Raw genomic sequence first — 15,245 nt, 5'->3', positions numbered from 1 at the left:
CTGCCGAGTCGCGGGACCTACTCCAGCACTATCTGTTTCTTTTAGTAAAGGATGGACTGCCTATAACATTTTCTAACAAAAAAAGCATACAAGGAATGAAAGCTTCCCCGTATGCAAATCTACACCTGATCAACCGTTAAGAAATTGAAATTCTGTTCGACTTCCGCTTTTTGTTGCTACCACTTCTAGCCTAGCATCGATTCGTTCCTTTAACTCCGGCACATGGGAAATAATCCCGACGAGCCGTCCGCTTGATTGGATTTCAATGAGAGCCTCAATTGCCTGATCCAATGATTCTGGATCAAGTGTCCCAAATCCTTCATCAATAAACATCGTTTCAAGTGATACACCGCCGGCATACTGTTGTACAATATCTGCTAATCCTAATGCCAATGACAGCGCCGCCTTAAAGCTTTCACCGCCCGAAAGGGTTTTAACGTGACGTTCTTGACCGGTATATTGGTCGAACACAAGCAATTCCAAGCCGCTTTGAACATTTCCTTTTGAACGATCTGTTTTACGAAGCAGCTCATAACGACCGCTTGTCATCTTCTTTAAACGCTGATTTGCTTCGCTTAGGATATCATCCAAAAATGCAGCTAATACATATCGCTCAAACGTGATCCGCTGATTATTCTGTCCCTTCGCCATCTCGTATAAATGTCCGATTAATTCATACTTTTCTTCAAGAGATTTTATTTCATCGTTAATCGCTTCAATTTTTTTCGTAATTTGTTCATCGTCTACTTTTCTTACATAGAGCTGATTATAACGATTTTGTAAATCTAGAATATCCTGCTTAATCTTCTCAAACTCAGCGTTCAATTGCGCGAGATCAGGTTTCTTTATATCAGCAAGCACGCTGTTCAATTCTTCAAAGCGATCCTTTACTGAGCGGTATTCTTCATGGTAGTTACGAATCTCTTGTTGCAGCGCTTGTATTTCCTGCTCGGTTTTTTTAGCCGCTTCATATGACGTATACCCCTTAAAGCCTTGCTGTTCCATTGTTGTCTTAAAAACTTCCCGTTCAACGTTTAACTTTTGCTCTAGTGCTTGGGTTTGTTTTTCAGCTTCCTCATAACGTGCTGTTTCGGTTAGAAGCATTTCATTTGTTTTTTGGAAGTTTGCTTGTACTTGTTCATATCGTTTCACTAACACTTCATAATCCTGAGTAGCTTTTAGCAGTTCGTTTTCAAAAGCGGAGATGGTTTGCAGACGCCCTGGAATTTTCTCCTTCATTTGCATAAGCAGCGTATTTTTTTCTGTAAAGTGAATCGTTAAACGATTTACTTTTTCCGTAAAGTCTGCTAGCTGCTCAGATTTTTGCTTGATTTCATGTTCATATTTTTCTATCTGTATTCCAACTATTTCCAATCTTTTCTTTTGCTGCTTTAAATAATCTTGTTTTAAACGAAACTGTTGTCTTTCATCCCTTACATCGTTCTTCACAAAGTCTAATTCGTTTATCCTGAATTCTCCGCGCTCGTTAGCAATACTTCTCATAAGCTCAGTAACACTTTCCTCTAATGCTTTTTCTGCTGATTGAGCTTTAATTAGAGACGATTCAGCCTTCCGCTTCTCGGCTTCCAGCTCAGAGCGCTGCTCTTTTGCGGCTTTTAAGTCCTCTTCAGACGGAATTGCCTCTTTTGTATTAACAGCCGGATTCGGGTGGTGGGTTGATCCGCATACAGGGCATTCCTCACCACTTTGCAGCTTGTCCGCTAAAATAGCCGCTTGACCATGAAGCCATTTTTGCTCCAACTCCAAAACGAGAACCACTGCATCCTCATAGCGGGATTGTGCTTGCTCGAACATTCCCGCCTTAGAGATGCAGTCATTCCCAGCCTGAACATAACTATTATATTGCTGCTCACATTTCAGGATTTGTTCGAAGATATGCCCCAGTTTGTCCATCTTTCGTTCATTCTCGAAGTACGTCAGCTGCTCTTCGTCCAGCTGTTTTTTCTCAGCCTGTAATGTTTGGACATTCTTTTCAATCGTTTTGATTCGCTCTTCACTGGCCTTTTTCTCTTGAGAGGCTTCCTGTAATTGTTTATCTATACGAAATACTTCCTGGCTGAATAAGGAAAGCGAGCGGACATCCGCTTCGATTTGTTTTAATCGGTTCACGGTATCAAGATGAGTTTGACGCTCAGATTCTTTTTCTTTCTCTTCCTTTAACCTAATCTCCCATTCTGAATGTGCTTTTATTAAATCCGCTTTTTTTGCCGAAATGACATCTTGATTTGCTTTGGCGCTGTCAAGCTCACGCTTTAAACGATGACAAAGTGCTTCCTGGTTTGTCAGCACGGCCGCTTTTTGAGCAAGAACAATACTTGATTCTTTTTCTGTAACTGCTTGCTTTTGCGCTTCTAGCTCAAGTTTTCTTTTCTTTAGTTCTTCACGTGTTTGCAGTTGTTTCATGATCGCTTCGCCTTCAAACAACTGCTGCTGAATCTTATCCCTTTCCATTTCATGTACTTTTATATCGTTTTGCAGCTGCGAGAGTTCCTTCATTAGCAGCTCGATCTCTTCTTTTAGTAAGGGCAGGAGCTTCACATCATTCGTACCGTCTTCCTGCAATGCCTTTTTAAGGTCATCATGTAATACCGCCTGTATGCGGCTAAGCGTTTGATTGCGTTCATTTTTTTGTCTATCGACAGAATTTTTTAACCCTGTTGCTTCTTCTTTCAGCTTATCTTCGACTCTTTTGTAAATTTCCGTATGAAATAAGCGCTGCAGTATGATTTCTTTTTCTTTACTATCTGATGTCAATAGCTTACGAAATTCACCTTGCGGAATCATCAGAATCTGCCGGAATTGATTGCTGTCAATCAGCATAATCTCTTTTATCTTTACATCAACATCACGAACATTCGATGCAAGGATCTCAAACTTACCTGTCTCATCGGCAGCATAAAGCTCTGCCTTTGCTCCAACTGTTGTATAACCTTCGCCGCGGTCTTTTTTCTTTTCCTGCTGTGGTGAACGGCTGATTCGGTACGTCTTATCTCGCAGGCTGAATTCAAGTTCTACCTCAGTTGAAAGATCCTCACTGGCAAATTGACTGCGAAGATCCGGTCCATTTCGGTCTTCCCCGCTTGCCTTTCCATAGATCGCATAGCTGATTCCATCAAATATCGTGGTTTTCCCTGCACCTGTTTTCCCTGAAATGACAAACATCGTCCGTGAACCGAGCTTCGTAAAATCAATTTCCTCTCTGGCAGCATATGGACCAAATGCCTGCATCGTTAATTTTAACGGTCTCATTTTGCCACCTCTTCCTTTAATACCTTTCCAATGACTTCACTCATTACCTTGCGTTTCTCTTCAGTAAACTCAAGCGTTGTAATGTCTGTATAAAACTTTTCAAATAACTCAAGTTCCGATTTTTTGTGATCTGTTAAACGTTGAAGGTGCTGCTTTTTCTTCATATCCGTTAAGTGAATTTTTTTCTCAAGATGTAGCACATTTGGATAAACCTGGCGCAGCTTTCCAATTGGATCGAGGAGTGCTCCTTCATCAAGCAAGGTAATTTTTAAATAATCATCCACTTTTTCATTCTGATAAAATTGCGGATCCAAGAGCTGCTCTAGGCTTCCTTCCATTTCACGCATATCAAATCTCGGTGACAATGAACGGTAACGTAAATCAAACTGACCCTTCTCATCGATTTCAATGATGGAGACAGATTTTTTTTGTTTGGCCTCTGAAAAGGAATATTTCATTAACGATCCGGAATATTTTACTGTATTGTGATTGATCGCAGACGGGCTATGCAAATGTCCCAATGCCGTATAAGAAAATGGCTCAAAAAGGTCTACGGAAACACAGCCCGAACCGCCAACAGACAAGGTCCGCTCCGAATCACTGGTTGCTCCTCCCAATACAAAAGCATGACCAACAAACACATTCGGTTCATTTACATTCATACTCTTTTCGATTTGATGAATAATGGCTTTCATTGCATCCTGATGCGTATGAATCGTGTCATCCTCGAGTAATTGCCGGACAATCCCCGGTTCGGCATAGGGAACTAAGTAAAAATTCACTCCGTTTATTGAAACTGGTCGAAACTCCTTCGAAAGCTTTCCTGCTAAATAAAACTGGCTGCTCTGGTACCATGAACTTCCAAATGAAAGGCGCTCAGCACTATCATGATTTCCTGCTATCGCCACAACCGGTATTTTCAAGTCTACATTTATATTAAAAAGAATCTCATCTAATAGCTCGACGGCGTCTGTCGGAGGAACTGAGCGATCATAGAGGTCTCCAGCAATGACGACAGCGTCAGGCTTTTCTTCTTCGACAAGACTGACAAATTGATTCAAGAGAATCCGCTGGTCTTCTGTCATATAAACTCCGTGTACCAATTTCCCCAAATGCCAATCAGCAGTATGGATAAATTTCAAATCGCTTCACCTCATTTTTTCACTTTTCTCGCATTCTTCTATTATAACAAAATAAGAAAAAGGGGAGTGAACCTTATTTTGGCAGCTTAATCAATATTGTCATAAAGTAGTATACATTAAGATCACAGACAAAAAAGAAAACAGCTCAACCATTGGCTGAGCTGTTTAGATAAAGATATTGAATTATAATTTAGTTACGTTAGCCGCTTGTGGTCCACGAGCACCTTCTACTACTTCGAAAGATACTTCTTGACCTTCTTCTAATGTTTTAAAACCTTCAGATTGGATTGCAGAGTAATGAACGAAAACATCGTTTCCATCTTCAGCTTCGATGAATCCGAAACCTTTTTCTGAGTTAAACCATTTAACTTTACCGTTTTTCATGAAAAAAAATCCTCCTATTGGCTGTTAAGCCACATAAAATTTACCATTTACAACGTTGATAGCTTTACTTTCATTACTCATCCAAACTAAGGTCAAACCTGTGAATAAGCAGCATGCAATAATCTAACACGATGCATAACGGTTAAATAAAATTTATCATTATTAGTAAGAAATGTCAAGATTCAGAAGAACTAAAACCCTGTTATATTAAGGATGTAAGCCCTCTCAAAATAAATTATCACCTAATATAAGTTCTCCATTTTTGACATGATTCTCAAGCAAAAAACAGCTAAAACCATAAACTAATTTTAAGTTTGAATAAATAAGGAGTGTTCGAAAATGGACATGTACCGTCCTAATCGCAAACATAACGACACAAAACGCTTCTTTTCTCTTTTTTGGGAGGAGAGCAGCGATGATGATTGCATAAATAAGCATGATGCCAAAGAACATCATGAAAACTGTGTAAAGGAAAGCTATTCTCCAGGCCCAAAAAGAAGTCGAAAAGCGAAGAATGGAGCATCGTTCAGACTGTAAATCCTGTATGGCTGACCTTTTTGCCAAGAAGAAAAAAGAAATGAGGAAAAATACGATTCCATTTATTATTTATCGCGAGGATGGCAAACCATTCAAAGCCACCGGAGTAAAGGAATATACTTGCCAGAAGACAAGGCAGAAAAAATATGCTTGTTTTACTTCTTTTATTTTTTAAATTAAAGTTATTAACGATGGATGTGCCGTTCTAGAACTATTAGTGTTTAAACATGATCACAACACGCAATCACCTTGCTGCCAAATTAACTATAAGAAGGTCAAGGACTTAGTCGGAACAGGTGTATGTGTAACCGTTGATTTATCCTGTTTCTGCGCTGTCTCCTGCTTACCAGCGGTTTGTCTATAGTAGCTGCAAAAAAAAGCTGATTCATAACAAGGAAGACTAATACAATAAATATCTCCAGCATCTGGATTTTACATTGTATAGTCAATCTCCTTCATTATGAATCAGCTTTATCATTTTATCTGCATTCCCTATCCACCAAAAGCCTCAAGAATTTCCTCTAATTCTTTCAAATCGACATGAAAATCAGCTTTTAATGGTTTCTTACGCTGTATGATCTTTGCTTGATTAGCATTGTTCATTGGAAAGGCAGGCATTTCCTCTAACATTCTTTTTATTTCCGATAGTTCATTTAGAATTTCATCATTTCCCCCGCTTGACCCGCCCAATTTTTGGGGATGAAGGTAATTGGTAAGTGCAGACATGACGAGATGAACAAGGGTACTGTTCTCAGCATGATATTCTATCTGCTCTTGTACTTTTAGCGGGACAGAATAAGATTCACCTGTTTTCACATCAATGAATTTATCGGGAATCGTAATCGCCACTTTGTTGACGTAATCTGTGTAGATTTTCGACATTTCCGTCACACCTTCTATACCTTTACGGTTTCATAATCAATCGTACTTACTTGATCTTTCTTTAATTGATTCATTTTCGCAAGAATCATTAAACCAAGAACATTTAGCTTCTCCATATCCTCAGGGAAAAAGAGTTGAATTGGACGCCCTCTTTCAGCCCATTTGACTGAAGCCTGTTGAATTTGTTTTTTTGCTAATTTTGCAGCTCCCCCGACGGCAATATACCTAGCGGCACCTTTAATTTCAGTTGAACTGCTTCTGACACGGTCAAAATACTCAAGATACTTAATCGCCATTGCTCTTAACTGGGGAATGATATATTTACTAATATCTTTTTTGACTCCTGCAAACGGCTCAACATACCATTCTGATTGTCCTTTGGCCAGTTTCTCTTCCAATTCTGAACGAGAGTCAAAGCGGTAAAATTCATTTTTGCTTACCTTTTGAATAATATGGTCAAGAAACTGATTGATGCCAAATGGTTCCCCTTCTACAGAAGCAACCGGTTTATTGTTTTTGATGCCGACAAAATCAACCGTATCTCCGCCTAAATCACCAATAATAACGCCCTTTAGGGAATCCTTCACAATTGAATCATCTTTAATACCTAATGTATCCTGATCCCTTGTAAGCCCAAGGTATGCACATGCCCCTTCAACCCCTATAACAACATCATGAACATGAAGCTTAACCGTTACCTCTTTCGGCTCAAGCATACCGGGTACTTTATGGAAAATAACGGTATGAGTGCCCATCAAACGCTGTTTAAATAAATCCTTTTTCTCTTTGTACTGTGTCGTAGGCAGGGATGCAGCTAATTGATCAATATGGTAGTTAATCTCTGTTTCTTCTTGATTTACTAACACCGCGTGATAGGCTGCAAGACCAAATAAAAGAATGTACGTACGATCTTCATCGACCTTCTGGTTATTAATAGCAGTTAAACTAACATCGCGCTGTTTTGCTGCACTCTTGCCGATATAATAAATTTCCCGCTTATCAACAATGGCATGACTTTTAATTTCAATGATTAAATTTTCTTCAAAATTGATATCTTCATCATCATACGGTTTTTCGTAATATTCTTCATCAAACAACGCTAATGCATTTGGGATTTGATATTCGTTAACCAACGCAGCATCAGAAGCGATTGCTTTATACCAGCTGTTTCCAATATCGACAGCAAGAAAATGTTTGTTATCCATCGGGTATCAACCTCCTCTTGAATCTTATGCAGGATGGGCATTTAGGTGTGCAAGTACCCATTTATAAAAGGACTATCGTCTTTTTGTCTAAATTCCACGTTTACACTGATACATTTATCTAAGCGGAGATAGTAAACATGCATAGGATAAATGGAACACAGATATTAAGGAGGAAAAAAAAATGAGCGAAGAACATAAAAAAGAGTGTGTCGATTTAAATATTTCTTCAACATTAGATGAAGTTGATAGTGAAGAGACTGAGCCTATTACGGCACATGGTACGGTCCTTGCGCATGTACCGATTACCCTAGCACAAAGAACAATCACTACGTCACTAAGTGCAAATATTCATTTTGACGACCCTGTCTTAGAAATCAAAGATGTGAAAAAAAGAGTAAAAATCATTCAATGCAGTTTGATATTAGACCCAGTTACAGAACCTGAGGATGTATTTGAGCCTGCCGATGCCCGCTTATTTATTAGAGGGTTTGTCAGAAAGAATTTTCAATACGCATCGCCAACATACCGCGATTCTGACAATTGCATCACTTCCGAAATGAAGTCACATACAATCGATGTACCATTTGAAGTTTCTACAGTTATTCCTGCAGACGAATTTATTTCACCGCCGCAGCGTCCAGTATTAAATACACGCTTTGAATATGAATTCTTTCGCTCACAAAAATTAGGCAAAGGATTCCCGGAAAAAGACCGTTTCCTTTCGAGTGATCTATCCCAATTCCATCAATTGAGCACACAGAATTACAATCAATTCCCATTCTGTGAGCTTATTTCAAGCAAGATTTCTGAATGGGATGAGGCCATTGACCGTAGACCGCTTCACGGCGAAGAATGGTTTGAAGAAGGATTTTTCCATGAAATGGTCGAGAAAATGGTCTTAACCATTACAATAAAAGTTTTGCAAAATCAACAGGTATTTGTAACTGTCGCCACACCACCAACTATATTTTAAAACTCACCGTTAATTTTTCATAAAATAGACCAGCATTATCATGTACTTCTTAATCGGATACATGATAATGCTGTTTTTTTGCCTAAATTATTTATTCATTTATATGATAACTTATTTAATCGGTTCATCTATTTTATACGGCTGCTTTAAAAATAAATTTTTCTAGGTGAAAAAACATTGTAAAATCATCGATCAAGGCGTTTTCCCTTGTTTTCTATGTTTGTCTCTGGGCGAATACCCATACATAGTCATTTGTACGGCATAGAATACACTATTCTGAAGCCCTGAGGAGGAAGATTATAATGTCAGATTATAAAAAACACAACCATCATTGTGATGAAAACTGCGATTGTGAAAAATCAAAACATCATTATCCACATGTCTCAATTGGAAAACTTGTTACAAAGGTTCCAGTCGTATTAGCCGAGCTTGATTTACAGGTAGATATCACTCACACAACTGATTTTTCACCAGATCAAGTAGTAGAAATTAAAGATGTTAAGCGAAGATTAGTCATTACACAATGCCGTCTTTTGCTGCCAACCAATAAACTATTTATCAAAGGATTTGTCCGTAAAAACATCCAATACGCAGGCGGCGATTTAACTATAAACAGAGAATCACCAATTAATGGTTCTATTGGAACGGATTTGCGTTCCCGTACAGAGCATATTCCTTTTGAACTAATCACCGAAATTAAGGATTTTATTTCTAAACCAGTTTTACCGGAAAAAAACAAACGTCAGGAATTTGATTTTATGGTAGCACAACAGCTACCTGTTGGTTTCCCAGAGAAAGATGAATTGATTTCAAGCGACCTTTCTCAATTCCATCAGGAGAGCAGTCAATTTTATAATGAACTACCATATTGTGACTTAATCTCAAGTAATGTAGTTGAATGGAGTGAGGCTGTCAATCGCATGCCGCGGGATCCTTCAATCCATTCAGAATTCCCGCTGGGTGAAGGAACATTTAATATGACAGAAGACAAAATGGTCATTTACTTTAAAGTAAAGGTCCTTCAAAACCAACAAATTCGTGTAACATCAACAACGAATGATCATCATGATTGGGATGATTGTGATATTTAAACAAGTAAAGGGATTATACAAAGATCTCTGTATACATCCCTTTAGAGATTTAAAAACTTTTCATTTGAGAAAAGGAGGTGTACGGAAAGGAGGCTACTAGAGCAGTCCTTCCTATGGAATGAAAAAAGGACGAAGACACGTACCCTATCCTCCATACCAGTATCAACCGTTCCCTTCCCCCTACTACTACCCAGCAATGGATTATAGGGGTTATGACTATGCCATGAACAACCGAAACACAAATAGATCCGTTAAAAAGACTCCCGAAACCGAGGCGAGATCATCTTTAGAGGAGAATAAAAAGGAAAAGTCCATGTCAGATAAAACTGCTAAACCGTTACTTTTTACCCCTCCTGTCATTAATGACCATGAAATAAAACATGTTCAATCAGAGAAAAAAGAACGGCTGTATAACGATACGAAAAAGGTTCGCAATAACGAAACGGATTCTAGTAAACTAGAGGAGCAATCCATCTCTCAAACATTCGAACGGGATTCCGATAAAAAAGATAGTATATTAAAAGAAAAAGCAGGAAATGACCCTGATCAAAACTTTCATGAAGCGAATAATGAGCACACATTTTATGACCCGGTTAAAGACAAGACACATTCACATGAAGCTGACTCCTTAGTTGATGAGGAATCCTCAGTTGATGAGGAATCCTCATCTGATGAAAAATTAGTCGATCAATTTGTTGCCATGCTTGAAGAGTCCTCGTCTAGTGATGACGCTTTAGGTCAGAGAAATCCGTTTCAACTAAGGCAGCTTTTTTTCCAAGATGAGTCATCGTCATCACAAGAGTCTTCTGACAATAAAGAATATTATTCTTTAATAGAAGAGTCCTCTTCGGTCTTAGAGGAGTCTTCCATATTTGAAGAGTCCTCTTCTGTATATGTTGAATCTTCTGCCTTTGAGGAATCCTCTGTTTTCGAGGAATCCTCATCATTCGAAGTATCAGCACTCTGTGAGGAATCTTCCTCGATTGAAGATGAGATAACAACGTTCGATGAGAAGACTACAAAAAAGGAACTCACCCTGCCAACCGTTAAAATGCCTGTATTGCTTAGTCATATTGAAATTGATGTTGATCTTTATGACTCATTGGTTCTTGAATTTCCACTCAATGAAATAACGAAGGTTGACTGGAGCATTCATTTATTAGACAGCGAAGTTATTCTGCCTGCGCCGAAGTTATTCTTAAAAGGTGAATTTATTGCAGATATTGAATATATTGGAGAGAACGATCCTCATTCTCTTCAATCAATAAAGCTAAGTGTTCCATGGACGACAACGACAAATGTTGATTGGCTGATCGCTCCAATATTACCTGAAGTCCATGAAAAAGAGTATATGTACCAGGAGAATACAATCCAAATGCATCAAGAAATTACACAGCAATATACGCATCCTGTTCAAACAGAATTAACAAACTATGATATGATTTGGCACAATGAATTTATTTCGCAGAATGGAGTTCTTGATATTCAAGGCAGAGCTCGTTTAATGATTCATTTGATGCAAAACCAATATATACCAATATCCACGCATTTGTAATAAAAATCCATCCAGATTTGGATGGATTTTTATATTTTCCCTCAGAACTAACCAGCAGTCTTTTTCTGAGGGACTTACATGTAAAAATTGCAAAGGTATTTGCTTAATTATTACCATACCTGTCGTCATCATCGTCATCATTTTTGTTGTAGTCCTCATTCTTGTAGTTCTTACTTTCATAACCGTCTTTCTTATTGTTATTGTCATTCTTCATATAATTCTTGTGATACTTTGAATAATCATTATCTGAGTCCTCTAACATGACCTTTTGCATTTGTGTTAAGCGAATGAACAATCTAAGTTCAGCTTTCTCAGTAATATGATTAAATCTTCCACCATGGTCAAAATCGTTGAATAGATCCAATTCTCTGATTTTCGTACCTAAAAGCTTACATTCAATTGGCTCATTAAATGTCTCGAATGATTCAAAACCGGAAACATGAGGATTTGCACCGTGTCCGGATTTATTGCTTTCACGGTATTCATGAGTAGAGGTTTTTTGGCTGAATTCAAAGTCTTCTTGGCCGAATGGATTCATTACCGGATTATCTAGTTCTACCCTTTTAATTGTTGAAAACTTAACATCGACAGCAAAATCTCTAACAAAGCCACTGCCTGATTCTACATACTGAATATTTTTATGGAGGATCCCAGTGATAAATAATTTTACAACATCAGGTGAATGTGAGGAAGGAACTGCCTTACATTGCTTTAAAGAAACATTTTTTCGTACAGATTTGATTTCCTTCGCCGGAGTTGGCAGCTCGATATCTGCTTCTACATCGATTTCCAGCTCAAAGTCTGCCAGTTGTACAATTGCATCGACAAATGGGTAATCAAGCTTTACAGCGCCCCTCCATGGAGCAACCGGATAGTAGTCAGAGTTTACAATCTTTGCCTTCACTTGCTCATTTTGGACGTTCCCTGTACCTGAATGACCATGGTACTGATTTGGATATAGACCTGACGAATTAAAACCATAATTATTTCTAGAACGACTAGCGCTTGAATTTCTTCTCATTACATATCACTCCTTAACATAATTATCAAAAGAACTTAGAAAGGTTTGTTTTTATTAAACCAATCACACTCTGTTTCTTTCGACTTACTATTGTATATGCGTAAAAACTAAATCGGTATGGACAAAGGTTTATAGACTTTTACCTATTTTTTATGTAAAAAAGGACAACCACACAATAAGGTAACTGTAAGCTGTCCATCATAGCCCTAATTGATTAGATTTTCGCCAGTGCCTGTTCCAAATCTGCTTTTATATCCACCCATGCTTCAAGGCCTACGCTCAACCTGAGCAGATTATTTTCTATCCCCATCTTTTTACGATCCTTTTCTGGTACAGCTGAATGGGTCATCGTGGCCGGATGCTGAATGAGCGTTTCTGCATCACCAAGACTTACAGCAATTTTTATTAACTCTAAGTGATTCATCAATTTTTGTGCTGTTTCCTTTGTTCCCTTTACTGTAAAGGAGATCATGCCGCCAGGCTTCTTCATTTGTTTTTTCATAATGGAATAATCAGGAGACTGACTGTCACCAGGAAAATAAATGGCTTCAATTTTAGGATGATCCTTTAAAAACATAAACAGTTTCTTGGCATTTTCACAATGTCGGTCCATTCTCACCGGGAGAGTCTTCAAGCCTCGCAGTAAAAGCCAGGCATCAAATGGAGAGAGAATCCCGCCGACATCCTTTTGTACAGTGCGGGCAATTCTTTCCATACAGTCTTTACTGCCTGCTGCTAATCCGGCAATGACATCACCATGTCCGCATATATACTTTGTTGCACTATGAATAACTACATCACAGCCAAGGGAAAGTGGAGTTTGTAAATAAGGAGAGCAGAAAGTATTATCGACAACAACGGGTATACCTTTTGTCTTCGCTAGTTGTGCCACCATTTGTAAATCAACTAGCTTCATCGTTGGGTTGATAGGGGTTTCAATATAGATGCAGGTTGTATTTGGCAGAATCTTGCGTTCGAGTTCTTCCATTGAATCCATTAATGAAAAGTCATGTTCGATCTGGTATTTTTGCTTTAGTAGCTGCAGAAAATCAAAGGTACAACCATATACGCCATTTGAACATAGAATATGATCACCGGTTTTCGTTAAAGTCATTAAAACAGCAGATACGGCTGCCATTCCCGAGGCAAAAGCTAAAGCCGCTTCACCTTTTTCCAATGCTGCGACACGCTCTTCAAGAATCTTGACAGTTGGATTTCCTAACCGCGAGTAAATGAACCCCTCTTCCCCACCGGCAAACCGCTTTTCACCCTGCTCCGCATTGGCAAACGTAAATGTTGATGTTTGATAGATCGGAGGAATTAAACTGTTATCATGTTTTTCTGATCGATAGCCTAAATGAATGACCTCTGTTTCAAATCGTCGTTTTTTCTCCTTCACATTGCACCCTCCTGTTTTTTTCATTGATTAAATCTATTTACCTATATGATATGTTTGATACTTCTGTTTTGGATGTCATCTTTTCAATTTCTATCCTTAATAACACTGAAAGTCTTTTTTAGCTTCATAATGCATATAGTTTAGTGTATCAATGAACTTCAAGGGAGGCTTTCAAATGATGGGAATCCGTTTAATCCAGATTTCGTCTGTTTATTTTGTTATCGGCGTTGGTTTTGGACTGTATATGTCTATCGCCCATTCCTATGATTTTGTTGGGGTCCATGCCCATGTCAATTTATTAGGCTGGCTGTCATTAGCCGTAATCGGGGCAATCTACAGTATTTACCCTGATCTTGCGGCAACAAAACTGGCAAAAACTCATTTTTGGCTTCATAATATTTCCTTGCCTGTTATGATGATTGGACTATTTTTCCTTATCCTAGGTCAAGAAGCTTTAGTACCTGTAGTTGCCGCAGGTGGAACGGTTATGGTACTGGCGATTGTTTTATTTGCGTTGAATGTATTAATGAATATGAAACCAAGGGCATAATTCTTTCATTCTATGTAAAAACCACTTTGCTTTTTTTGCAAAGTGGTTTTTAGATTGAAAAAGGCTATAAATTAAAATATAAAACGTAAAATCATCATAAAAATAACACCGGCCATAACCGTTCCTAATAGACTTTTAGTCAACAGCGCAATGGCAAAAGCGGGAATAGCCGCTACTAATTTCAAGATATTGGCAGAAATCGAAAATTGATTTTCAGATAATAACAACTCTTGTGCTAACAATGCTGCCATCACAGCAACAGGAACATTTTTTAACCATCGAATCACCCATTTGGGTAATTCCATTTGACTCAGTAACATCAGAGGCAATACCCGCGGAATGAATGTCACTAATGCACAACCAATAATGAGCACAAATATTGTCCATCTTACCTCCATTTTTCAATCACCATCCCAATTGTGGAAGCTAATATAGCCGCCACCATAACACCTGTACTCCCTGAAGAAAAAAAGCTGACGATAACAACAATGATAACCGCACTAATGGCTACCATGATATCGACAAAATATTTTTTTTGACTTAAAATTTGAATGACTAAAAGGCCAATGAACATTCCCGGTAATGCAAAATCAAGTCCGAAGCTTTCCGGATTGGGAATCCACTTGCCAAAATACCCGCCGGCAATATTGGCAATACACCAGTTTAAATATGCTGTAATATTTAAACCCATCATCCATTTGTAACTTGCTTGCTTTTTATTTTGCAGATGGGTAATGGAAACGCCGAAGGTCTCGTCGGTCAATAAAGATCCAACAAACATATTTTTCCCTGGAGTCAAGTGACGAAAATAAGGTGCAATTGCGGCACTTAATAATAAATGCCGTAAGTTAATAAAAAAAACGGTAAAAATAATAGCTGAAATAGGATTGCTGGCAGCAATCATCCCGGCTGCAATAAACTGTCCGGAGCCAGCATAAAGCAAAAGACTCATCAGTGCAATTTCTGCTATACTTAGACCTGCTGTCTTTTCGACAACCCCTGCAGCAAAACCTATGCTTAAATATCCAAGCAAGGTCGGGACACAATCCTTCACACCCATCCAAAAACTCTCTTCATTAACCATTACCGCATCACGATTCAATTCGAGGCTTTTCTGACTCACATCCATCACTCCTGTCTAACCAAAGGTGTCATTTTGTTCGTTAAATGATAAATACTGATATATGAATTTAAACAACATAGAATTATGATGCAGCCCCTTCTATCATATCATAA

General features: G+C 38.4%; 14 protein-coding genes and 1 pseudogene. 6 read left to right on the top strand and 9 right to left on the bottom strand.

Annotated features, from left to right (window positions below; genetic code table 11):
• Positions 1–129: 129 nt before the first annotated feature.
• From R4Z09_RS10355 to R4Z09_RS10345, 3 genes are all read right to left on the bottom strand, one after another.
• Entirely contained in the window at positions 130–3,270 is a 3,141-nt protein-coding gene (locus R4Z09_RS10355) for an SMC family ATPase (protein ID WP_338452243.1), read from the bottom strand.
• A complete protein-coding gene (locus R4Z09_RS10350; protein WP_338452242.1) occupies positions 3,267–4,412 on the bottom strand; it encodes an exonuclease SbcCD subunit D in 1,146 nt (381 codons plus the stop codon). The genes R4Z09_RS10355 and R4Z09_RS10350 overlap by 4 nt, the downstream gene beginning before the upstream one ends.
• A gap of 183 nt (positions 4,413–4,595) precedes the next feature.
• A complete protein-coding gene (locus tag R4Z09_RS10345) occupies positions 4,596–4,796 on the bottom strand; it encodes a cold-shock protein (protein WP_150439352.1) in 201 nt (66 codons plus the stop codon).
• Between the two features lie 339 nt (positions 4,797–5,135).
• On the opposite strand from R4Z09_RS10345, the gene R4Z09_RS10340 reads away from it, so the two are divergent.
• Together R4Z09_RS10340 and R4Z09_RS31020 are read left to right on the top strand one after the other, a co-directional pair.
• Entirely contained in the window at positions 5,136–5,333 is a 198-nt protein-coding gene (locus tag R4Z09_RS10340) for a hypothetical protein (protein WP_338452241.1), read from the top strand.
• A pseudogene (locus R4Z09_RS31020) lies at positions 5,311–5,697 on the top strand (CotY/CotZ family spore coat protein). The gene R4Z09_RS10340 and the pseudogene R4Z09_RS31020 overlap by 23 nt, the downstream one beginning before the upstream one ends.
• Before the next feature lie 128 nt (positions 5,698–5,825).
• On the opposite strand, the gene R4Z09_RS10335 reads toward R4Z09_RS31020, so the two are convergent.
• Positions 5,826–6,215, bottom strand: a complete 390-nt coding sequence (locus tag R4Z09_RS10335; RefSeq protein WP_338452240.1) for a hypothetical protein — start codon at positions 6,213–6,215, stop codon at positions 5,826–5,828.
• 14 nt (positions 6,216–6,229) lie between these two features.
• Complete coding sequence (locus R4Z09_RS10330) at positions 6,230–7,420, bottom strand: ParM/StbA family protein (protein ID WP_338452239.1); 1,191 nt, start codon at positions 7,418–7,420, stop codon at positions 6,230–6,232.
• A 181-nt stretch (positions 7,421–7,601) separates the two neighbouring features.
• Between R4Z09_RS10330 and R4Z09_RS10325 the strand changes: the two genes are divergently transcribed.
• The 3 genes from R4Z09_RS10325 to R4Z09_RS10315 all read left to right on the top strand — a co-directional run bounded on the left by R4Z09_RS10325 (position 7,602) and on the right by R4Z09_RS10315 (position 11,039).
• Complete coding sequence (locus R4Z09_RS10325; RefSeq protein WP_338452238.1) at positions 7,602–8,393, top strand: CsxC family protein; 792 nt, start codon at positions 7,602–7,604, stop codon at positions 8,391–8,393.
• Positions 8,394–8,695: 302 nt separating this feature from the next.
• Positions 8,696–9,484 carry a CsxC family protein gene (locus R4Z09_RS10320; protein ID WP_338452237.1) on the top strand — a complete coding sequence of 263 codons (789 nt, stop codon included), beginning with the start codon at positions 8,696–8,698 and terminating at the stop codon, positions 9,482–9,484.
• Between the two features lie 223 nt (positions 9,485–9,707).
• A complete protein-coding gene (locus R4Z09_RS10315) occupies positions 9,708–11,039 on the top strand; it encodes a hypothetical protein (RefSeq protein WP_338452236.1) in 1,332 nt (443 codons plus the stop codon).
• A 103-nt stretch (positions 11,040–11,142) separates the two neighbouring features.
• Here R4Z09_RS10315 and R4Z09_RS10310 read toward each other — a convergent pair whose 3' ends face one another.
• The gene (locus R4Z09_RS10310; RefSeq protein WP_338452235.1) at positions 11,143–12,060 is read right to left on the bottom strand and encodes a CsxC family protein; all 918 of its coding nucleotides are present in this window, start codon (positions 12,058–12,060) and stop codon (positions 11,143–11,145) included.
• A 214-nt stretch (positions 12,061–12,274) separates the two neighbouring features.
• Positions 12,275–13,483 (bottom strand): methionine gamma-lyase, encoded by a 1,209-nt coding sequence (gene megL / locus R4Z09_RS10305; RefSeq protein WP_422392258.1) that lies wholly within the window; start codon positions 13,481–13,483, stop codon positions 12,275–12,277.
• A 154-nt stretch (positions 13,484–13,637) separates the two neighbouring features.
• Here megL and R4Z09_RS10300 point away from each other — a divergent pair, with 154 nt between their 5' ends.
• On the top strand, positions 13,638–14,009 hold the full coding sequence (locus R4Z09_RS10300) for a cytochrome-c oxidase (protein ID WP_338453244.1): 372 nt from the start codon (positions 13,638–13,640) through the stop codon (positions 14,007–14,009).
• 71 nt (positions 14,010–14,080) lie between these two features.
• Here R4Z09_RS10300 and R4Z09_RS10295 read toward each other — a convergent pair whose 3' ends face one another.
• Together R4Z09_RS10295 and R4Z09_RS10290 are read right to left on the bottom strand one after the other, a co-directional pair.
• Positions 14,081–14,407: an AzlD domain-containing protein gene (locus R4Z09_RS10295; RefSeq protein ID WP_338452233.1), complete on the bottom strand. Its 327-nt coding sequence runs from the start codon at positions 14,405–14,407 to the stop codon at positions 14,081–14,083.
• Positions 14,398–15,138: an AzlC family ABC transporter permease gene (locus tag R4Z09_RS10290; RefSeq protein WP_338452232.1), complete on the bottom strand. Its 741-nt coding sequence runs from the start codon at positions 15,136–15,138 to the stop codon at positions 14,398–14,400. Before R4Z09_RS10290 ends, R4Z09_RS10295 begins: the two co-directional genes overlap by 10 nt.
• Positions 15,139–15,245 lie beyond the last annotated feature (107 nt).

It is taken from the genome of Niallia oryzisoli (assembly GCF_036670025.1).
Classification (GTDB): domain Bacteria; phylum Bacillota; class Bacilli; order Bacillales; family Cytobacillaceae; genus Bacillus_BD; species Bacillus_BD oryzisoli.
The sequence above is the reverse complement of the archived record's forward strand: the minus strand, read 5'-3'. Positions and strand labels throughout refer to the sequence as shown.